Raw genomic sequence first — 19,977 nt, forward strand, 5'->3', positions numbered from 1 at the left:
GATAGGCGATAGGCGATAGGCGATAGGCGATAGGCGATAGGCGATAGGCGATAGGCGATAGGCGATAGGCGATAGGCGATTAGATTTTTACAGAAGCTGCCTTCAGGTCCAATAATTATTGAAGCCCCAGTCTATGCTTTTCCACTAGTCGTGCTTCTTCGCTCTTCCAATAGCCAATGGCCGCTTTAGCCCATAGCCGTTGATTAGAAAACAAAAAACCGCCTTTCGGCGGTTTTTCTTTATTTCTCAGCTTTCTCTTTCTTTGGCTTTTTGCGCTTGTCGGTAATTTCCCACTTACCGTCAATGTAAAGCCCAGTCCAGCCTGATGGTTTACCCTCGATTTCCGAACGAACATAGTTCTCTTTGGTCTTACGGCTAAAGCGAACCACTGTCGGACGACCATCCGGGTCTTCTGTCGGTGCCTCGGTCAGGTACATGAACTTCGGCGACAGGCGATCTTTAAAGCGAACAAGCTCTTCGACCAACGGCGCACGGGTTTCGCGCGATTTCGGGAAGGTGCTTGCCGCCATAAACAGGCCTGAAGCGCCATCACGCAGTACGAAGTAGGCATCTGGATCTTGAGTACAAGGCAGCTCAGGTAGATGAACCGGATCTTCCTTCGGTGGTGCAATTTCACCGTTCTTCAAAATCTTACGAGTATTCTTACACGTCTCGTTGGTACAACCCATGTACTTACCGAAGCGACCGTTCTTGAGCTCCATATCCGAGCCACACTTGTCACATTCGATAACCGGACCGTCATAGCCTTTTAGCTTGAACTCGCCTTTCTCGACCACGTAACCGTCACAGCTTGGGTTATTACCACAAACGTGCAGTTTACGCTCCGCATCGATCAGGTAAGCGTCCATTGCGGTGCTACATTTCGGACAACGCTTCTTGGCACGCAGGGCCGCGGTTTCAACATCTTCTTCCAAGACATTGACGATACCTTCCTCGTCACCCAAGTTGATCGTTGTCTTACAGCGCTCCTTCGGTGGCAGGGCATAGCCAGAACAACCAAGGAATACACCAGTCGAAGCGGTACGGATCCCCATTGGACGACCACAAGTCGGACATTCGATATCGGTCAGCACGATCTTGTTCGGCTCCATGCCGCCTTCGCCTTCGTCCAGCTCGGCCTTCTCGAGCTCAGTGGTAAAATCACTGAAGAACTTGTCCAGTACCGATTTCCAGCTCGCCTCGCCTTCGGCGATTTTATCGAGGTTGCCTTCCATGCGGGCGGTAAAATCGTAGTCCATCAGATCGGCAAAGCTCTGGTCAAGACGGTCCGAGACAATCTCACCCATCTTCTCAGCATAGAAACGACGCTGGTCAACACGCACATAGCCACGATCCTGAATGGTCGAAATGATCGATGCGTATGTTGAAGGACGACCGATACCTCGTTTTTCCAGCTCTTTAACCAATGCCGCTTCGGTAAAGCGTGCAGGAGGCTTGGTAAAGTGCTGTTTCGGCTCCAACGATTCCAGCTTGAGCGTGTCGCCCACATGAACCATAGGCAACGTGGTATCTTCGTTCTTGCCCGATGGGCGCTGAACCTGGGTCCAACCGGCAAAGCGCAAGGTACGGCCTTTCGCTTTCAGGGTGAACTCACCCGCTTCAACAGTAATCGTGGTTGAATCGTACTTAGCCGGTACCATTTGACAAGCAACGAACTGACGCCAGATCAAGTCATAGAGCTTGATGGCATCCTGCTCCATGCCTTCTAGGTTTTCCGCTTTGACGTCAACACTGGAAGGACGAATCGCTTCGTGCGCTTCCTGGGCATTGCCCTTGCTACCGTAGACATTTGGCGAAGACGGTAGGTAGTTATCGCCATACTCACCGGCAATAAACTCACGCGCCGCTTCAACCGCTTCCTTCGACAGGTTGGTCGAGTCGGTACGCATATAGGTAATGTAACCCGCCTCATACAAGCGCTGCGCCAAACCCATGGTGCGCTTTACACCGTAGCCTAGGCGAGTACTTGCCGCCTGCTGAAGCGTCGAAGTAATGTACGGAGCCGAAGGCTTGCTGCTGGTCGGACGGTCTTCACGGTCTTTGACCTGGAAAGCCGCCTTTTCCAATAGCGCTTTCGCCGCCATAGTGTCAGCTTCGTTTTCCGGACGGAATGTCTTGCCGGCTTGCTGTGCCACCATCAAACGCAGGGCATCGCTGCCAGCGGTTTGAGTATTGGCATGCATGTCCCAGTACTCTTCTGGGTCGAATGCTTTGATTTCGCGTTCACGCTCAACAATCAGCTTAACCGCAACCGACTGTACACGGCCCGCAGAAAGGCCACGTGCGACTTTCTTCCACAATAGAGGGGAAACCATAAAGCCAACCACGCGGTCGAGAAAACGGCGTGCCTGCTGCGCATTCACACCATCCATGTTCAGCTCACCCGGCTGCTCGAAAGCCTGCTGGATAGCATTCTTGGTGATCTCGTTGAAAACTACTCGCTTGTAGCGCTCATCATCGCCGCCGATGATCTCACGAAGGTGCCACGCAATAGCCTCCCCTTCGCGGTCCAAATCGGTTGCGAGATAAACATAGTCAGCATCTTCAGCCAGCTTTTGCAGCTCGTTGACCACTTTTTCTTTGCCAGGAAGCACTTCGTATTGGGCAGCCCAGTCATTGTATGGGTCGACACCCATTTTGTTGATCAGCGCTTTGCGTTCTTTTTCTTTTTTGATGCGCGCTTTCTCTTCGGCGCTCAAGCCCTTGGTTGAAGTAGGCGTCGCCTTCTTTCCGGTGCTACGTGCACCCGTCGGCAAATCACGAACGTGACCGACGCTTGACTTAACAACGAAGTCCTTACCCAAGTACTTATTGATCGTCTTCGCCTTGGCTGGGGACTCCACAATAACGAGTGATTTACCCATAATAATTCTATTACGTCCTCGTGCTCACAAAACTTAAAATTAAAACAACTAGTTGCACGCTAAAAAACTAGAGCTAGCACGGCAACGCTGGTACGCCAAACTGATTAAGTAACTATTTACATCGCGAAATCCAACCGGTTGAGGACAGCTCCGGATAACTAGTTACGTAATGTGATTGGTATTTACATATTGGGCTACAATCGGAGAAGGTCAACTGCTTTTTAACAAATCGAGACCGTTTGGTTGTCCCTTCCCCACTTGTTAACAGCTAGTTACGCTAACCAATGCACAGGAAAAATGTATACCGACAGAGCAAGTGGCAACGCGATTTTCCTCTCTTTTATTTCGTAAAACTGAAAACAACTCCCACAATGGGCGCTAATCATTACCACCTCAGCAACGCTTTGACTATAAAAAACCACTATTTTTTGCCATCGCTCACAGATTTTCGACAATTCAAAGGGTTAATGCCTATTCTTTATACCCTGATGTTTTGACCTTTGGGTGACAAAATACCGACTTGTTAAAACGCGCCTTTTTTCAAGATATAACCAGTTCCCAATAAAAATCAACAACGCCAAGAAAATGACTCAATCCGGTTTGGTGCAAAATTTGTCATCGCCCACCAACTCAAATACACTAGTCGGCCTCTGCCGGAGAACTTCCCGGCAATCTGCTGTGAGATGAGAGAGATACCATGAGCACCAAAGAAACCATTTCAACTGATGACCTGCTAATGATTGCCAACCAGCAAATTCAAGATCATGAAGCCTACATCGACGGGATGCGTGCCACCTCCGTAGAAGAGCGTGGCGGGGTACTGATTTTCAAAGGCGAGTTCTTCCTTGATGACAAGGGCCTGCCAACCGAAAAAACCACGGCAGTGTTCAACATGTTCAAATACCTGGCCCACCAGCTATCGCCGAAGTTTACCCTAGGCAAATAAGCTTCCTTTATCGGGTCATACAGAACAAAAACAGCCCCGCTTTTTGCGGGGCTGATTTATTTCAAGGCGACATTTTACAAGGCTATGATCTTCTTGGGCTAATGCCCTAAGGCCATGTCGATATAGTTACATATCGATAGTCATTGTGTCTTTGCCATTATCCTTAGGCTCGCTGTTTGGCGAAGTTCCTGGCGCTGAAGGCGGCGCACCGCGCCCCTTAGGATCGGCACCGAACTGGTTCGGCCCCGGTGTACCATCCAAGATCCCCAGTTCGACGATCACGAAGATCGGACCAATCAATGGCAAGAAGGTCAGGATGATCCACCACGCACTTTTGTTGCGGTCGTGCAGGCGTTTGACATTCAGCGCTGCCGAGGCCCAGAACACAAACAGCAAGACCACAATCGACAGGATATTGAGCATTGGGTTGCCCGCATTCTCCGGTGTGGTATAGAGGAATACCGGCAGCGATACCAATAATACAGGTATGCTGTATAGCCAGTAATCCCGGCGGCGCATCCGCCCTTGAAATGAGAACAAGGCCCACTTTTGATCCATCGTAACCTCTCTATACTAATGGACGTTTAGACAATCGGACGCTGGCCGCGGCTGATCCATTTGAGCAGCAAATTATCGGCCGCATCGCCCGTCGCGCCAGCCAGTTTTTCAGCCAGCTTCTTGCGCTGGACATAACGCACCTGAAGCACTTCGCGATCTTTGCACGATGTGCTGATGTAATCATCGCTGGTGCCAATTTCGTCAACCAAGCCAAGTTCCAGCGCCTGCTTACCAAACCAGTGCTCACCGGTCGCTACTTTGGCCAAGTCCAACTCAGGGCGGTGCTCAGACACGAAAGCCTTGAACAAACCGTGGGTTTCTTCAATTTCACTCTGGAATTTCTCGCGTGCCTTGTCAGTGTTTTCGCCGAACATCGTCAGGGTACGCTTGAATTCACCTGCAGTAATTTGCTCAAACTCAATATCGTTTTTCTTCAGTACCTTATTGAAATTTGGCAGCTGGGCAATCACGCCGATAGAACCAACAACCGCAAACGGTGCCGAGATGATCTTGTCACCGACACAGGCCATCATGTAGCCACCGCTGGCCGCGACTTTGTCAACAGAAATGGTTAGCTTGATACCGGCAGCTTTCAAGCGGTCAAGTTGTGAAGACGCCAGGCCGTAGCCATGCACCATACCGCCGCCGGTTTCGAGGCGCAGCAGTACTTCATCGCCTTCCATTGCCACAGCCAGGATCGCCGTCACCTCTTCACGCAGCGAGGTCACTTCACGGGCATCGAGACTGCCATGAAAGTCCAACACAAACAGGCGAGGCTCGCGCGAATGGGACAAGTCACCTTCTTTGGCCGCTTTTTTCACTTCGTTTTGTCGTGCCTTGTGCTTTTCCTTGTCTGCTTTTTTTTCAGCCTTGTCGCGCGCTTTGAGCAATGGCTTATCAAACAAGTGAGACTCCAATTGATGCACGGTGTGCTTGTACTGCTCAGTCAGGTCAGTGACTTCCAGCTCACCTTTCTGGCTGCCATGATGGCCTTTCACACTTTTCGCCACCACCAGAATCGCGATGAAGGCAATAACCACCGTGGCAATCTTGGCTAGGAACAATCCATAATCAAACAAAAAATCCAATGTCGAGTCCTCATTTTTTGACATTCAGTCATTGTAACCAAGTTGTCACCCATACCGCTATCGCAATACAATAGGAAAACGAAAAAACCAATAAGGAAGTACGCAGTGGATTATCAAATCGCTGAAAACTCACTGAAAGATAGAGTTATTCTGGTAACCGGAGCGGGTGATGGAATTGGCCGCCAGGCAGCCATTAGCTATGCCGCCCACGGCGCGACCGTTATCTTGCTCGGCCGTACGGTTGCCAAGCTAGAAGCCGTTTATGACCAGATTGAGTCCCTTGGCTACCCACAGCCAGCGATTATCCCAATGGATATGATGGGCGCAACCAAGCAAAACTACCTGGATATGGTCGAAACCATCGAAGGCCAGTTCGGCCGCTTGGACGGGGTACTGCACAACGCTTCGCTACTGGGTGTGCTCAGCCCGTTCGACCAGCTGGGTGAAGATACCTATGACGATGTCATGCAGGTCAATGTCAAAGCCCAATTCCTGCTGACCCAGGCAATTATGCCATTGGTCAAGAAAGCCGAAGACGGCCGCATTGTGTTTACCTCTTCGACGGTTGGCCACCAAGGTCGCTCGTTCTGGGGCGCTTATTCGATATCGAAGTTTGCGACCGAGGGCATGATGCAGATCCTGGCCGATGAAATGGCCAACACCAATGTCCGCGTCAACGCCATCAATCCAGGCGGTACCCGTACCGGTATGCGTGCCAAGGCCTTCCCGGCAGAAGACCCGTCACTGCTGAAAACGCCGGAAGAGATCATGCCATTGTATCTTTACCTGATGGGTCCGGAGAGCAAAGACGTCAACGGCCAATGCATTGACGCCCAGCCAAAGCGTAAGCCTGGCACGGCTAGCTAAGCGGCTTTCCCGCCCCAGATAACAAAAAAGCAGCCATTGGCTGCTTTTTTCATTCTTGATCCCAAGCGGGCTTCATTTCGTGCACGTGCTATTTGCGAGTACGCGCTATTTACGGGTACGAGGTTTGGCCGGCTTGTTCTTCAGTGGGTTACGACGGTTCGCAGCGTTGCCTGACGGCTTGCGACGAGAAGCGTTGTTACCCTCTTCACCTTGGTTACGGCGGTTCGAGGTGTTACCTGCAGGCTTACGACGCGGCGCTTGGTTGCTGTCTTCGCCTTGGTTGCGGCTCGATGAACGACGCTGATCCTGACGACCACGGCGACCACGGCCGGTATCTTCGTTCAGGCGCTCTTCGTGACGGCGCACGGCTCGGCGGATCTGACGAACACCGCGCTTACGCTTCTGGCCTTCAACCGTCAGCATAGTTTCGGTTTCAGCTGGCAGCTCAACTTTCTCACGTAGGTAGTTCACCTCGTTAAGTTCAAGCTCCATCCAACCACCACGAGGTAGATCTTTGGTCAGGAAGATATCACCGTAGCGAACACGCTTCAGGCGGCTTACCGTTACGCCCTGTGAATCCCACAAACGACGAACCTCACGGTTACGGCCTTCGGTGATCACCACGTAGAAGGTATGGTTCATACCTTCACCACCGGCGTAAACCACGTCTTCGAAACGTGCCATGCCGTCTTCCAGCTCAACACCCTTAACCAGGTTGCGAACCATGTCTTCGGTCACTTCACCGAATACACGCACCATGTACTCACGCTCAACGCAGCGGCTTGGGTGCATTAGGCGGTTCGCCAGCTCACCATCGGTGGTGAACAGCAGCAGACCCGCGGTGTTGGCGTCAAGACGACCAACCGATACCCAGCGACCACCGTTCAGGCGAGGCAGACGATCGAATACCGTGCGACGACCTTCTGGATCGTGACGGGTACATAGCTCACCTTCAGGTTTGTTGTACGCCAATACTCGGCAAACTTCTTCTGAAGACGACACCAACTGGATTTTGTGGCCATCAATGCGGACAGTGACTGACAAATCATCCAGGCGGTCACCAAGCTTGGCTACCTTACCGTCGATACTAACTCGACCGTTCTGGATCATTAATTCGATTTCTCGGCGAGAACCCTGGCCAGAACGTGCCAGTACCTTCTGTAATTTTTCACTCATTAGACAAACCTTTGTCGCCTTCACAGGCGTCGAAATATCATCATGCTTTAAGCCATCTTAAAGCGATGGCGGATTATGCCAAAAGCTTAGCTTAGATACCACAGAAAACACCTTGTTCGCCCGGTATTTCCTGTGATTTGTTACTCTGGTGAGCTTAATCTACTCACTCGCCAGCTCAGTAATCAACTGGAGGCATATTATTCAAACGGGGACGGATCACCGGCGCCGACGCGGGCGATTTCCATTTCATCATTGCTGAAATCAATCACCGTGGTCGGTTGCTCACCTAAATACCCACCGTTGATGATCAAATCCACTGCATGTTCAAGCTGGTCGCGGATCTCGTCCGGATCAGATTCAGTGGTTTCGTTGCCCGGCAAAATCAAAGAGGTCGACATCATCGGCTCACCCAGTGCTTCGAGCAAGGCCAGCGCAATGGCATTGTCCGGTACACGGATACCAATGGTCTTACGCTTCGGGTTCATCAGGCGGCGCGGTACTTCCTTAGTGCCTTTGAAAATAAAGGTGTAGGCACCCGGCGTATTGTTACGCAGCAGGCGGTATGCCGCATTATCAACACGGGCATACAGCGAAAGCTCAGACAGATCGCGGCACAGCAAGGTGAAATTGTGCTTGTCGTTCAAACGGCGGATCTGGCAGATACGCTCCAATGCCGATTTATTTTCCAACTGACAGCCCAGCGCATAGCCCGAATCGGTTGGGTAGACAATCACCCCACCATTGCGAATAATGGCTACCGCCTGATTAATCAAGCGAACCTGTGGTGTTTCAGGGTGAACATAAAAAAACTGACTCATTCTTCCTCCATAGGAAGTGCAACCTAGTCGTGCACTTCCTCTTCAATGCGTTTCTTCTCAACGCTCCAGTCCTGCCAGACTTCTGTCACGTCCTTGGGCAACCACAAGTTGCGGCCAAGTTCGGTCCATGGCGAGGCATAATGGAAATCAGAGCCCTGCGAAGCGAGTAATTTGTAATTAATTGAATAGTCGCCCAGCAATCGCCTTTCCTGAGGTGACTGCTGCGGTTGTGCCACTTCCATCGCGTCCCCGTCGGCTTCGACAAAAGCAGTCAGTAACCGTTTTTGCCATTTTGCGGTCATATTGTAACGGCCAGGGTGGGCAAGCACTGCTTGGCCGCCGCCTTGGTGTATGGCTTCTACCGCTTCCGCCATCGAGCACCAGTTGGGTGGCACATAGCCAGGGTTGTTGCGGGTCAGGAATTTCTTGAAAACGGCCTGCATGTTCTTGGCATAACCCTGCTCAACAATCCATTGGGCAAAGTGGGCACGGGTAAGCGTCGCCCCATTGGCAATGGCCTTGGCCCCTTCCAGCGCCCCCGGCATCCGGTTCTTATCCAGCCGCTCCCCAATCAAGGCGGCACGCTCGGCACGGCGCTGTGCCTGCGCTTCAATCATGCGGACGATCGCTGGATGCTCGGGATCGATATTCAAACCGACAATGTGAATATCAAAATTTCGCCAAAGTGTCGATATTTCAATGCCTTTGATGAGAGTTAAAGGCAGATTTTCTGCTTCTATCAATTGCTCGGCAGCCGCCAAACCAGCCACCGTATCGTGATCGGTAATCGCCAGCACATCGACTCGGCGCTCGACAGCGCGCAGCACAAGTTCTTCCGGTGACAGCCGCCCGTCTGATGCGGTGGTATGGCTGTGTAAATCAAACAACATAAATTATCTTCTTGACTTTACTCTCGCGAACTAGTTTACTAGTACGCAGTTACCCAGTACTACATTGGTGGTTCAGTGTGTTCACTGAAAGCCTGTATAACACTGAAAGGATAAATACATGGTACAGCAAATTCATCGTCAGCTCTGCGCTTTCTCATCTTGGTGGTGGCACTTCCCAACGCGGGTGGTGTGATTAGCTGTGCCTTAAACAGATTACACAAACCCGCCTCGACGCGGGTTTTTTTATAACCAAATTCAGCCAGACAAAGATTTTACCAGTGCGCCAACGACAAACAGCGCCCTGAAGAGGAAAAGAATATGATCATCGTACTCAAGCCAAATGCAACCGAACAACAAGCCAAAGAAATTCTTGCCCGCATCGAAGAAGCCGGCCTAAAACCCCTCTACATGCCGGGTGTTGAGCGTATTGTCCTGGGTGCGCTGGGCGATGAGCGTGTTCTGCAGCAACTTCATCTTGATGCCTACCCGTGTGTCGAGAACGTCAAACCTATCCTGACCAAGTACAAAATGGTTAGCCGTGAAGTGCAGGCCCACGATACCGTGGTGCGTTTCGGCAACGCCTCTGTCGGCGGTGACAAGTTCGCTGTGATTGCCGGTCCTTGCTCGGTTGAGTCTGAAGAGCAGCTGCTGAGCGTGGCCGAAGTGGTGAAAAAACATGGTGCCGTAGCCCTTCGCGGCGGCGCTTACAAACCACGTACCAGCCCGTATGATTTCCAGGGTATGGGTGTTGAAGGTTTGAAGCTACTGAAAAAAGCCAACCAGCAGCTGGGGATCCCGACGGTCTCGGAAGTGATGGAGGTCAGCCAGATGGATTCAATGTGTGAATACATCGACTGTCTTCAGATTGGCGCCCGCAATATGCAGAACTACGCCCTGCTAAAAGCAGTGGGTGAAAGCAAAAAACCGGTCTTGCTCAAACGCGGACTTTCAGCCACTATCGAGGAGCTGTTACTCGCGGCGGAATATATCTTTGATGCAGGCAACCCAAATATCATCCTGTGTGAGCGAGGGATCCGTACCTACGAGACAGCAACACGTAACACATTGGATTTGAACGCCGTGGCTTACCTTAAGCAACGTACCCACCTACCGGTGGTTGTTGACCCAAGCCATGGTACCGGCGTCCGTGAACTGGTTATCCCACTGTCACGTGCCGCTGCACCAGTTGGTGCCGACGGTATTATCGTCGAATCACACCTTAACCCGTGTGAAGCCTTGTCGGACGGCCACCAGGCACTGACCGGTCCAATGTTTGAACAGTTGATGCAAGAGTTGAAACCGTTTGTAGAAGCGGCAGGGAGAACGCTGTGAATACTACCCCACTAGGCGTCGGTGAGCTGGAACTGCTCAGCCTCGATGTACCCTATGTTGCGGATCCGACGGAGTTGTATTACTCCGTCTGTGGCGACCGCCCACACAACCTACTGCTGGAGTCGGCCGAGATCGACTCCAAGCAAGATCTCAAGAGCCTGATGCTCATCGACGCGGCAGTCCGTATTGTCTGCCGTGGCAAAGTGGTCACCCTCGAGGCCCTCACCGATAACGGCCTCAATGTACTGCAGACCCTGGAAGGCAAGATGCCTACCGATATCACTGCAGTACGCCAAGGACGCCAGCTAGAATTGACGTTCCCATCGGCAGAACGCGCGCTGGATGAAGACAGCCGCCTGCGCCAGACCTCCTCGTTCGATGCATTGCGCATGATCCAGCACGCCTTCAACATTGCTGGTCACCCGCGTGAAGCGCTATTTATTGGCGGCCTGTTCGCCTACGACGTGGTTGACGGTTTCGAGCCGCTGCCGGGCGTCAAACAGGACAACCGCTGCCCGGACTACCTGTTCTACATTGCCGAAACCCTGTTGGTGATTGACCACCAGCGCCGCAAAGGCAAATTGCAAGCGACCCTGTTCGGGGGCGACGAGTACACCTCGAGCTACTTCGAGCTCAGCCGCCGCCTGCAGCACATCAAGGAAGCCTGCTTGGAACCTATGCCGCTGCCAGCCGCCCAGCTGCTTGATGAGTGCGAGCCGGTAGCCAGCGTGAGCGATGAAGACTTCTGCCAGCAGGTGGTCGATCTCAAGCAGCACGTCATCAATGGTGATGTGTTCCAGGTGGTGCCGTCGCGCCAGTTTACCCTGCCGTGCCCGTCTCCGCTCAATGCTTACAAAGAGCTTAAAATCGGCAACCCGAGCCCGTACATGTTCTACCTGCAAGATGCCGACTTCACCCTGTTCGGCGCATCGCCGGAAAGTGCACTTAAATACTGCACCGAGAGCAACCAGATAGAGATCTACCCGATTGCCGGAACACGCCGTCGTGGTAAGAACCCAGACGGCTCAATCAACCTAGACCTTGATGGCCGAATCGAACTTGAACTGCGCTGTGACATGAAGGAAAACGCCGAGCACATGATGCTGGTTGATTTGGCCCGTAACGATGTTGCCCGTATCAGCGAGCCGGGTAGCCGCTATGTCGCAGATTTACTTGCCGTCGACCGCTACAGCCATGTGATGCACCTGGTATCCCGTGTTGTCGGCCAGCTACGCGGCGATCTGGATGCCCTGCACGCTTACCAGGCCTGTATGAACATGGGTACCCTGACTGGCGCGCCGAAAATCCGAGCCATGCAGCTTATCCGTGAGGTCGAGCAGCGCCGCCGAGGCAGTTATGGCGGTGCAGTCGGCTACCTGACTGGCCACGGTGATATGGATACCTGTATCGTGATCCGCTCGGCCTATGTCGAAGATGATGTTGCCAGCGTACAAGCCGGTGCCGGTGTGGTTTACGACTCTGTCCCTCAGGCAGAAGCCGATGAAACCCGCGGTAAGGCGCAAGCGGTGATCACCGCTATCCGCAAGGCACACAGTGCCCCTGAACGTCAATCGCACTAAGGAGCCACTGATGTCCCTACCCCATATTGTATTGCTTGATAACTTTGACTCCTTTACCTACAACTTGGTTGACCAGTTCCGCTCGCTGGGCTGCGAGGTAACGATTTACCGCAACAGCCTGACCGTCGAGCAAATGGAACAAGCACTAGCTGAGAAAAACAATCCGGTACTGGTGCTGTCACCGGGCCCGGGTGCCCCTGCCGATGCGGGCTGTATGCCTGAGCTCATCAAGCAGGTGCGCGGCAAGGTTCCGATGATCGGGATCTGCCTAGGCCACCAGGCTATTGTTGAAGCCTATGGCGGCAAGGTCTCTGGCGCAGGTGAAATCGTCCATGGCAAATCAGCCATGATGACACATACCGGCCATGACGTGTTTGGTGAATTGCCAAGCCCATTATCGATTGCCCGTTACCACTCGCTGGTTGCCGAAACGGTACCAGATAGCCTGAATATCATTGCCGATGTTGACGGCCTGGTCATGGCGGTGACCAATGATGAGGATCGCGTGTGCGGTTACCAGTTCCACCCGGAATCTATCCTCACGACCCAAGGTGCCCAGCTGCTGACCAATACGCTGGCGTGGGTCACGTCGCCAACGACCGACCAATAATGAGCCGAACCAATAATCAGCCGGTATAGACAACAAGGATTTTTATTATGGATGCGACCATCTACACCATTGCCAACAAGCTTTACGACCAGCAGGCACTGAGCCAAGAAGAGAGCCAGACCCTGTTCGACGCCATCATCAAGGGCGAAGTCGAGCCAGTACTGCTGTCTGCGGTACTGACAGCATTGAAAATCAAAGGCGAGACCCCAGCAGAAATCGCCGGTGCCGCCAAAGCCCTGCTGGCCAATGCCAACCCGTTCCCGAGCCCAGAGTACGACTTTGCCGACATCGTCGGCACCGGTGGCGACGGTGCCAACACCATCAATATATCGACCACCGCAGCTTTCGTTGCTGCCGCCTGTGGCGTTAAAGTCGCCAAGCACGGTAACCGCGGCGTCTCAAGCAAGTCAGGCTCTTCAGACTTGCTAGATAAATTCGGTATCAACCTGGCAATGAAGCCGGAAACAGCCCGTGAAGCCCTTGACGATCTAGGTGTCTGCTTCCTGTTTGCTCCGGAATACCACGGCGGCGTGCGCCATGCGATGCCGGTTCGCCAAACCCTGAAAACCCGTACCATCTTCAATGTACTGGGTCCTTTGATTAACCCGGCTCGCCCTAATATCGAGCTAATGGGTGTCTACGATGCTTCGCTGGTTCGCCCAATTGCCGAGACCATGGCAGCGATGGGCATGAAACGTGCGGCAGTTGTCCACGGCAGTGGCCTCGACGAAGTGGCGATCCATGGCGAAACCACGGTGGCTGAAATCATCAATGGTGAAATCACCGAGTACACCTTAACCCCTGCTGACTTTGGTCTTGAAAGCCACCCGCTTGAAGCAATCAAGGGTGGAGAGCCGGAAGAGAACCGTGCCATTATTACCAATATCCTAACGGGCAAAGGTACTGATGCCCAAATGGGTGCCGTCGCCGTCAACGTGGCTCTGCTTCTTCGCCTGTTCGGCCAGGAAGATCTCAAAGCCAATGCCGAGAAGGCCATCAATATCATGAAGTCTGGCAAAGCCTTTGAGCTTGTCGGGCAACTTGCAGCACGAGGTTAAGCATGGAAACAGTTCTAGCCAAAATTGTCGCAGACAAACGTATTTGGGTTGAAGCACGCAAAGCCGAGCAGCCATTGGCATCGTTCAAAGACAGCCTAGTGCCCAGCGATCGCAATTTCTACGAGGCCCTGTCCGGTGATCAGGCAGCCTTTATTCTGGAATGCAAAAAGGCATCGCCATCCAAGGGGCTGATCCGCCAAGATTTCGACCTCGATATGATTGCCCAGGTGTACAACGGCCATGCCAGCGCCATTTCGGTATTGACCGATGAAAAGTACTTCCAGGGTAACTTTGACTTCCTGCCAGTGGTGCGTAACCAAGTTCGCCAACCGGTGCTGTGCAAGGACTTCATGATTGACACCTATCAGGTCTACCTTGCTCGCCACTACAATGCCGATGCCATCTTGCTGATGCTGTCAGTATTGAACGATGACCAATACCGTGAACTGGCCGAGGTTGCCGAGCAGCTTAACCTGGGTATTCTGACCGAAGTCAGCAACGAGGAAGAGCTTGAGCGAGCCATCGCCCTAAAGGCCAGGGTTGTGGGTATCAACAACCGCAACCTGCGCGATCTCAGCATAGATCTGAACCGTACTAAAGAGCTAGCCCCCCGCCTGCCGCAAGACACTATTGTGATTTCCGAATCAGGGTTCTACAACAACCAGCAGGTACGCGACCTATCAGCTTATGCCAACGGCTTTTTGATCGGTAGCTCGCTGATGGCTGAAGACAACCTTGAGCTGGCCGTTCGCCGTGTATTGCTAGGCGACAACAAAGTCTGTGGCCTGACCCATGCTGATGATGCTGCCGCCGCCTACCAGAGCGGCGCGGTGTACGGTGGCCTGATCTTTGTGTCTGGCTCACCACGCCATGTCGACATCGAGCAAGCACGGATGATCATGAGCGGTGCGCCGCTGAAATACGTTGGTGTGTTCCGCAATGCTGACCCACAGGCCGTAGCCAAAGCTGCCGAAGCACTTTCACTCTCAGCGGTTCAGCTTCATGGCGATGAAGACCATGACTATATTGCCGCCCTGAAAGGCCAACTGCCTGCAGAGTGTGAAATTTGGAAAGCCCACGGCGTGACCGATACGGCACCGGAACTTGGCGCATGGCAAGTCGACCGCCACTTGCTCGACAGCAAGGTCGGCAACCTGTCGGGGGGCACAGGTGTTGCCTTTGACTGGAGCCTGATCCCTGACGAGCAAAAGCAAATCACCATGCTGGCCGGCGGCCTTAACCCGGACAATGTCTGTGAAGCAGCGCATCTTGGCTGCCGAGGACTGGATTTGAATTCCGGTGTAGAAAGCGAGCCCGGCAAAAAAGACCCAACAAAATTGAAAGCGGCTTTCGCGGCTATCAGAAAGTATTAAGGAAAATAAACCATGAGTAAAATTAGTGCCTACTTCGGCGAATTCGGCGGTCAGTACGTCCCGCAGATCCTCGTTCCAGCCCTAGACCAGCTTGAAGCGGCTTTTATCGAAGCCCAGCAGGATCCGAGCTTCCAGAAGGAGTTCATCGACCTACTAACAGAATATGCAGGTCGCCCGACTGCGCTGACCTTGTGCCAGAACTTGACCAAGGGCACCAAGACCAAACTTTACCTAAAGCGTGAAGACCTATTGCACGGCGGTGCCCACAAAACCAACCAGGTATTGGGCCAAGCCCTGCTTGCCAAGCGCATGGGCAAAGATGAAATCATCGCCGAAACCGGTGCAGGCCAGCACGGTGTCGCAACAGCATTGGCTTGTGCGCTACTGGGCCTCAAGTGCCGTGTCTACATGGGGGCCAAAGACGTTGAGCGCCAGAGCCCGAACGTATTTCGCATGAAGCTGATGGGCGCCGAAGTGATCCCGGTCCATTCAGGCTCGGCAACACTGAAAGATGCCTGTAATGAAGCCATGCGTGACTGGACGGCAACTTACGACAAAGCACACTACCTACTGGGTACGGCTGCGGGTCCTCACCCATTCCCAACTATCGTGCGTGAATTCCAGCACATCATCGGCGAAGAAACCAAAGCGCAGATCCTTGAAAAAGAAGGCCGTCTGCCAGATGCCGTTATCGCCTGTGTCGGCGGTGGCTCAAATGCCATCGGTATGTTCTCTGACTTCATCGAAGAAGAGAGTGTTGGTCTGATTGGGGTTGAGCCTGCTGGTAAAGGCTTGGATACTGACATGCACGGCGCGCCGCTGAAACACGGTAAGCTGGGTATCTTCTTTGGTATGAAAGCCCCGCTAATGCAAGACGAGCACGGCCAGGTTGAAGAGTCTTACTCGGTTTCTGCTGGCCTGGACTTCCCGTCTGTCGGTCCTCAGCACGCCCACCTTAATGCAATTGGCCGTGCTGAATACGAAGCGGTTACCGATGACGAAGCACTGGAAGCCTTCCAGGAGCTTGCCCGCAACGAAGGTATCATTCCCGCACTGGAGTCAGCCCACGCATTGGCCCACGCCTTGAAGATGATCAAAGCCAACCCAGAAAAAGAACAGCTACTGGTCGTTAACCTATCAGGCCGTGGCGACAAAGATATTTTCACTGTACACGATATTCTAGATGCAAAAGGAGTGCTGTAATGGATCGTTACCAAGCCCAATTTGACCGCCTGGCGGCGAAAAACGAAGGCGCATTTGTTCCTTTTGTTACTATCGGTGATCCGAACCCGGAGCAATCACTGAAGATCATTGAAACCTTGGTGGAAGCCGGTGCTGACGCCCTTGAGCTGGGGATCCCGTTCTCCGATCCGCTAGCGGACGGTCCAACTATCCAAGGTGCAACAATCCGTGCAATGGAATCTGGCACTACCCCAGCTGTCTGCTTTGACCTGCTGAGCCAGATCCGCGCCAAATACCCAGACATGCCAATTGGCCTGCTGATGTACGCCAACTTGGTGTTCACTAATGGTATCGAAAACTTCTACCAGCAGTGCGCCGAAGCCGGTGTTGATTCGGTACTGGTTGCCGATGTACCGCTGAAAGAGTCAGAAGAGTTCCGCGTAGCAGCGGCTAAGCACGGCATCCACCCAATCTTCATCGCACCGCCAAATGCCGATGAAGAAACGCTGAAAACCGTGTCTGAGTTTGGTGGCGGTTATACCTACCTGCTATCGCGTGCCGGTGTAACCGGTACTGAAACCAAAGCAGGTGCACCAATCAACCACCTGCTAGAGAGCCTGAAGACGCACAATGCACCACCAGCATTGCTTGGCTTTGGTATTTCTGAGCCTCAGCAGGTTGCCGAAGCGATTGAAGCCGGTGCTGCGGGTGCCATTTCAGGCTCTGCTGTGGTGAAAGTGATCGAGAACAACCTTGACGATCACGACGCCATGCTCAGCAATATGCATAGCTTTATCAGTAACATGAAGGCTGCAACCCGCAAAGGTTAACCTTTCCTGCGCTAACCTATAAACACAAAAGCCGCCCCAGGTCACTCTGTGGGCGGCTTTTTGCATCTCCCTGATATTTTCTGGTGCAAGATCAAAGATCTCTTCCTTCTTCCCCCATACAGTAACCAACTTGTTAATGCCTGGTGCAAACAAATTGCAAGTTTGAAAGGCAATAACACCAATCAAGTAAAAGAAAGATTGATAAAGATGATATTTCCGTGTAAAAACACACGCGCAAAATATTGGATTAACATTTGGTACAATTACAAAACATATAACCAATGATTTTTAACCAATAGCTTTGCGAACAATATCGAACACAACTGAGGTATCTAACCGTGTTAAAAGAAAAAGGACTGTTTGGCAATATCGGCGTTCAGGTCGTCATTGCCATGTGTGTGGGAACGCTCGTCGGTGCAATGATGGGCCAGTCAGCAAGTATGTTTGCCCCACTAGGCAGCATCTTCATCCACCTAATCAAAATGTTGGTGATCCCTTTGGTCGCCGTCGCCATTATCTCCGGTGCCGCCGGGCTTGGCAGTAGCCAATCTGCCGGTAAAGTCGGCCTATCGACGCTGGGCTTTTTCGGCCTGACATCAGCCGTTGCAGTTGCCTTGGCCCTGTTTATGGGTGTGGTGTTCCAACCGGGTGTCGGCGTCGACATGACAGGCGTCGAAGGTATGTTCTCCAATGCCTATGCCGATAAAGGTGATATGCCGACCTTCTGGGCTACCGTACTCGGCATGATCCCTACCAATGTTTTCCAATCACTGAACGAAGCAAATATCCTTCAAATTTTGGTTTTCTGCCTTTTCTTCGGTATTGCTGTTTCGAAACTGGAAAAAGAGCGCCGCGATCCGCTTATCAACGGTGTGAATGCCATTGTTGATGCCATGGTATGGATGATCAACGTTGTGATGAAGGTTGCGCCTCTGGGCGTATTCGGCCTGATGGCAGATGCCGTCGGCACCTTCGGCTTTGGCGCCCTGATGGTAGTGTTCAAGCTTTTCGTGGTCTACGTGGTTGCTATCTTGATCTACGGCTTCATCTTCTATCCAGCCATGATCAAGGTATTTAGCAAGACTTCGCCGCTGAAGTTCCTATCGGCCATGAAAAAGCCGCAGGCCGTTGCCCTGTCGACCGCCTCTTCGATGGCGACTTTGCCGGTAACCATGGAAGTGTGTGAAGAAGAGCTGGGTGTAAAAAACTCGACCGCTTCGTTCGTATTGCCGCTGGGCGCAACCATCAACATGAGTGGTAATGCCATTTACTACGGCCTGGTCGCTATCTTCTTTGCCCAGATGTTCAATATCGAGCTGGGGATGGGTGCCTATATTGCAATTATCGTGACGTCGACGCTGGGTGCCGTCGGCCAGGCTGGCGTGCCGGGGCCGTCCTTCCTTGTGGTGGCCGTATTGCTGGCCGCGGGTATCCCTATCGAAGGCCTACCGCTGCTGTTTGCCCTGGACCGTATCTTCGACATGATCCGTACCGCACTGAACATCACCGGTGATGCCGCCTGTGCCGTCATTGTCGATAACATGATCAATGATGCGCCGCAGGACACGCCGGAGCCGGAGTCTAGCCACCACGCCTGACACAACGCGTTATTGCTCAAATGAGAAAAAACACTAAAGGCTGCAGGGTTAAACCTGCAGCCTTTTGCTGACTGGTGTACTATGTAGCCAGAAACCCTATGTATTTATGGCGCTTAACATGAAGCAACTGATTGATTTTATTCCCCTGGTCATATTCTTTATTCTCTATAAGACCCACGACATCTATGTCGCGACCGGAGCCTTGATTATCGCCACTGCCATTCAAGTTGCTGTAACTTGGGTGCTGTATAAAAAAGTAGAAAAGATGCAGCTGGTCACCTTCGTGATGGTGGCTGTATTCGGTGGGCTGACGATCTTCCTGCACGATGACAACTTCATCAAATGGAAAGTCACTATTGTCTACGGGATTTTTGCTTCCGGATTGGCCATCAGCCAGTACTTGGGTAAGCCGCTGATAAAAGGCATGTTAGGCAATGAGCTGGACCTTCCGGACGCCGTCTGGAACCGGATCAATGGCGCTTGGGCACTGTTTTTCATTGTATGTGCCGTGGTGAATGTCTATATTGCCTTCCGTTTACCGCTGGATGTGTGGGTTAATTTCAAAGTATTCGGGCTATTGATCCTGACTTTGATCTTTACCCTTGCCACCGGCGGCTATATTTACCACCATATGCCCAAAGAACCCGATTCAGAGTAGTACAGAGTCGTATCATGACATCAGAAAATAATATTCCACGCGGACAATTGCTGCTTCGCACTCTTGCCATGCCAGCCGACACCAATGCCAACGGTGATATCTTCGGCGGTTGGATTATGTCTCAACTTGATCTCGCCGGCGCTATCTTAGCGAAAGAGATCTCAGGTGGCCGCGTTGTTACCGTATCCGTCGATAGCATCGCTTTCAAAGCCCCTGTCAGCGTTGGTGATGTGGTATGTTGCTACGGCGAATGCAAACGCATCGGTAACTCATCAATGAGCGTAGCGCTTGAAGTATGGGTAAAACCTGTGGCAATTGATGCTGTCGGAGAACGCTACCGCGTCTGTGAAGCAACATTTAACTATGTTGCCATTGACAGCAATGGCCGCCCGCGCCCAGTTAAAAAATAGTTTTATCGTGCCAATCTTTATAAGTCATTGAGCTATACCATTTGCGAGGTAAATGGCGCCCGCTGACTTATGCAGACGGGTACAGAACAGTGCAAAAACCCGCAAAAAAGCCCTAACC

At 52.4% G+C, this 19,977-nt stretch carries 18 protein-coding genes and 1 other annotated feature; of the genes, 12 read left to right on the forward strand and 6 right to left on the reverse strand.

All coding sequences use genetic code 11. The features are described from left to right. Positions 1–239: 239 nt before the first annotated feature. On the reverse strand, positions 240–2,885 hold the full coding sequence (topA, locus tag R2X38_RS10580) for a type I DNA topoisomerase (RefSeq protein ID WP_317522181.1): 2,646 nt from the start codon (positions 2,883–2,885) through the stop codon (positions 240–242). Positions 2,886–3,582: 697 nt separating this feature from the next. Here topA and R2X38_RS10585 point away from each other — a divergent pair. After that, positions 3,583–3,831, forward strand: a complete 249-nt coding sequence (locus R2X38_RS10585; protein ID WP_281025279.1) for a YciN family protein — start codon at positions 3,583–3,585, stop codon at positions 3,829–3,831. A 126-nt stretch (positions 3,832–3,957) separates the two neighbouring features. Here R2X38_RS10585 and R2X38_RS10590 read toward each other — a convergent pair whose 3' ends face one another. Both R2X38_RS10590 and sohB read right to left on the reverse strand, forming a co-directional pair. Then, entirely contained in the window at positions 3,958–4,389 is a 432-nt protein-coding gene (locus tag R2X38_RS10590; protein WP_317522182.1) for a DUF805 domain-containing protein, read from the reverse strand. Positions 4,390–4,415: 26 nt separating this feature from the next. Continuing rightward, positions 4,416–5,477, reverse strand: a complete 1,062-nt coding sequence (gene sohB, locus R2X38_RS10595; protein WP_317522265.1) for a protease SohB — start codon at positions 5,475–5,477, stop codon at positions 4,416–4,418. 105 nt (positions 5,478–5,582) lie between these two features. Here sohB and R2X38_RS10600 point away from each other — a divergent pair, with 105 nt between their 5' ends. Next, positions 5,583–6,344, forward strand: coding sequence for a YciK family oxidoreductase (locus R2X38_RS10600; RefSeq protein WP_317522183.1), 762 nt, complete (start codon positions 5,583–5,585; stop codon positions 6,342–6,344). Between the two features lie 105 nt (positions 6,345–6,449). Here the strand turns inward: R2X38_RS10600 and rluB are convergent, their stop codons facing one another. From rluB to rnm, 3 genes are all read right to left on the reverse strand, one after another. Then, positions 6,450–7,520 carry a 23S rRNA pseudouridine(2605) synthase RluB gene (gene rluB, locus R2X38_RS10605; RefSeq protein ID WP_317522184.1) on the reverse strand — a complete coding sequence of 357 codons (1,071 nt, stop codon included), beginning with the start codon at positions 7,518–7,520 and terminating at the stop codon, positions 6,450–6,452. Between the two features lie 197 nt (positions 7,521–7,717). Beyond that, on the reverse strand, positions 7,718–8,338 hold the full coding sequence (locus tag R2X38_RS10610) for an L-threonylcarbamoyladenylate synthase (protein ID WP_317522185.1): 621 nt from the start codon (positions 8,336–8,338) through the stop codon (positions 7,718–7,720). 23 nt (positions 8,339–8,361) lie between these two features. Further along, positions 8,362–9,228 (reverse strand): RNase RNM, encoded by an 867-nt coding sequence (rnm, locus tag R2X38_RS10615; RefSeq protein WP_317522186.1) that lies wholly within the window; start codon positions 9,226–9,228, stop codon positions 8,362–8,364. A gap of 154 nt (positions 9,229–9,382) precedes the next feature. Continuing rightward, positions 9,383–9,475: a sequence feature (Trp leader region), on the forward strand. Positions 9,476–9,546: 71 nt separating this feature from the next. Between rnm and R2X38_RS10620 the strand changes: the two genes are divergently transcribed. The 10 genes from R2X38_RS10620 to yciA all read left to right on the forward strand — a co-directional run bounded on the left by R2X38_RS10620 (position 9,547) and on the right by yciA (position 19,859). After that, the gene (locus R2X38_RS10620; protein WP_317522187.1) at positions 9,547–10,560 is read left to right on the forward strand and encodes a bifunctional 3-deoxy-7-phosphoheptulonate synthase/chorismate mutase; all 1,014 of its coding nucleotides are present in this window, start codon (positions 9,547–9,549) and stop codon (positions 10,558–10,560) included. Beyond that, positions 10,557–12,140: an anthranilate synthase component 1 gene (locus R2X38_RS10625; protein ID WP_317522188.1), complete on the forward strand. Its 1,584-nt coding sequence runs from the start codon at positions 10,557–10,559 to the stop codon at positions 12,138–12,140. Before R2X38_RS10620 ends, R2X38_RS10625 begins: the two co-directional genes overlap by 4 nt. A 10-nt stretch (positions 12,141–12,150) precedes the next feature. Beyond that, positions 12,151–12,750, forward strand: coding sequence for an aminodeoxychorismate/anthranilate synthase component II (locus R2X38_RS10630; RefSeq protein WP_317522189.1), 600 nt, complete (start codon positions 12,151–12,153; stop codon positions 12,748–12,750). A gap of 47 nt (positions 12,751–12,797) precedes the next feature. Continuing rightward, the gene (gene trpD, locus R2X38_RS10635; RefSeq protein WP_317522190.1) at positions 12,798–13,808 is read left to right on the forward strand and encodes an anthranilate phosphoribosyltransferase; all 1,011 of its coding nucleotides are present in this window, start codon (positions 12,798–12,800) and stop codon (positions 13,806–13,808) included. 2 nt (positions 13,809–13,810) lie between these two features. Further along, positions 13,811–15,181, forward strand: coding sequence for a bifunctional indole-3-glycerol-phosphate synthase TrpC/phosphoribosylanthranilate isomerase TrpF (gene trpCF, locus R2X38_RS10640; protein WP_317522191.1), 1,371 nt, complete (start codon positions 13,811–13,813; stop codon positions 15,179–15,181). Positions 15,182–15,193: 12 nt separating this feature from the next. After that, on the forward strand, positions 15,194–16,384 hold the full coding sequence (gene trpB, locus R2X38_RS10645) for a tryptophan synthase subunit beta (protein WP_317522192.1): 1,191 nt from the start codon (positions 15,194–15,196) through the stop codon (positions 16,382–16,384). After that, positions 16,384–17,193: a tryptophan synthase subunit alpha gene (gene trpA / locus R2X38_RS10650; RefSeq protein ID WP_317522193.1), complete on the forward strand. Its 810-nt coding sequence runs from the start codon at positions 16,384–16,386 to the stop codon at positions 17,191–17,193. Before trpB ends, trpA begins: the two co-directional genes overlap by 1 nt. Positions 17,194–17,516: 323 nt before the next feature. Beyond that, on the forward strand, positions 17,517–18,791 hold the full coding sequence (locus R2X38_RS10655) for a dicarboxylate/amino acid:cation symporter (protein WP_317522266.1): 1,275 nt from the start codon (positions 17,517–17,519) through the stop codon (positions 18,789–18,791). Between the two features lie 118 nt (positions 18,792–18,909). Continuing rightward, entirely contained in the window at positions 18,910–19,449 is a 540-nt protein-coding gene (locus tag R2X38_RS10660; protein WP_317522194.1) for a septation protein A, read from the forward strand. Positions 19,450–19,463: 14 nt separating this feature from the next. Continuing rightward, positions 19,464–19,859: an acyl-CoA thioester hydrolase YciA gene (gene yciA, locus R2X38_RS10665; protein WP_317522195.1), complete on the forward strand. Its 396-nt coding sequence runs from the start codon at positions 19,464–19,466 to the stop codon at positions 19,857–19,859. Positions 19,860–19,977: the final 118 nt, after the last annotated feature.

It is taken from the genome of Photobacterium rosenbergii (assembly GCF_033022775.1).
Lineage (GTDB): Bacteria > Pseudomonadota > Gammaproteobacteria > Enterobacterales > Vibrionaceae > Photobacterium > Photobacterium rosenbergii_A.

Excerpts from the sequence above, each read along its gene's own strand:
- topA (WP_317522181.1), bottom strand. The coding sequence starts at position 2,885 with ATGGGTAAATCACTCGTTATTGTGGAGTCCCCAGCCAAGGCGAAGACG.
- R2X38_RS10585 (WP_281025279.1), top strand. The coding sequence starts at position 3,583 with ATGAGCACCAAAGAAACCATTTCAACTGATGACCTGCTAATGATTGCC.
- R2X38_RS10590 (WP_317522182.1), bottom strand. The coding sequence starts at position 4,389 with ATGGATCAAAAGTGGGCCTTGTTCTCATTTCAAGGGCGGATGCGCCGC.
- rluB (WP_317522184.1), bottom strand. The coding sequence starts at position 7,520 with ATGAGTGAAAAATTACAGAAGGTACTGGCACGTTCTGGCCAGGGTTCT.
- R2X38_RS10610 (WP_317522185.1), bottom strand. The coding sequence starts at position 8,338 with ATGAGTCAGTTTTTTTATGTTCACCCTGAAACACCACAGGTTCGCTTG.
- rnm (WP_317522186.1), bottom strand. The coding sequence starts at position 9,228 with ATGTTGTTTGATTTACACAGCCATACCACCGCATCAGACGGGCGGCTG.
- R2X38_RS10620 (WP_317522187.1), top strand. The coding sequence starts at position 9,547 with ATGATCATCGTACTCAAGCCAAATGCAACCGAACAACAAGCCAAAGAA.
- R2X38_RS10630 (WP_317522189.1), top strand. The coding sequence starts at position 12,151 with ATGTCCCTACCCCATATTGTATTGCTTGATAACTTTGACTCCTTTACC.
- trpD (WP_317522190.1), top strand. The coding sequence starts at position 12,798 with ATGGATGCGACCATCTACACCATTGCCAACAAGCTTTACGACCAGCAG.
- trpCF (WP_317522191.1), top strand. The coding sequence starts at position 13,811 with ATGGAAACAGTTCTAGCCAAAATTGTCGCAGACAAACGTATTTGGGTT.
- trpB (WP_317522192.1), top strand. The coding sequence starts at position 15,194 with ATGAGTAAAATTAGTGCCTACTTCGGCGAATTCGGCGGTCAGTACGTC.
- trpA (WP_317522193.1), top strand. The coding sequence starts at position 16,384 with ATGGATCGTTACCAAGCCCAATTTGACCGCCTGGCGGCGAAAAACGAA.
- R2X38_RS10660 (WP_317522194.1), top strand. The coding sequence starts at position 18,910 with ATGAAGCAACTGATTGATTTTATTCCCCTGGTCATATTCTTTATTCTC.
- yciA (WP_317522195.1), top strand. The coding sequence starts at position 19,464 with ATGACATCAGAAAATAATATTCCACGCGGACAATTGCTGCTTCGCACT.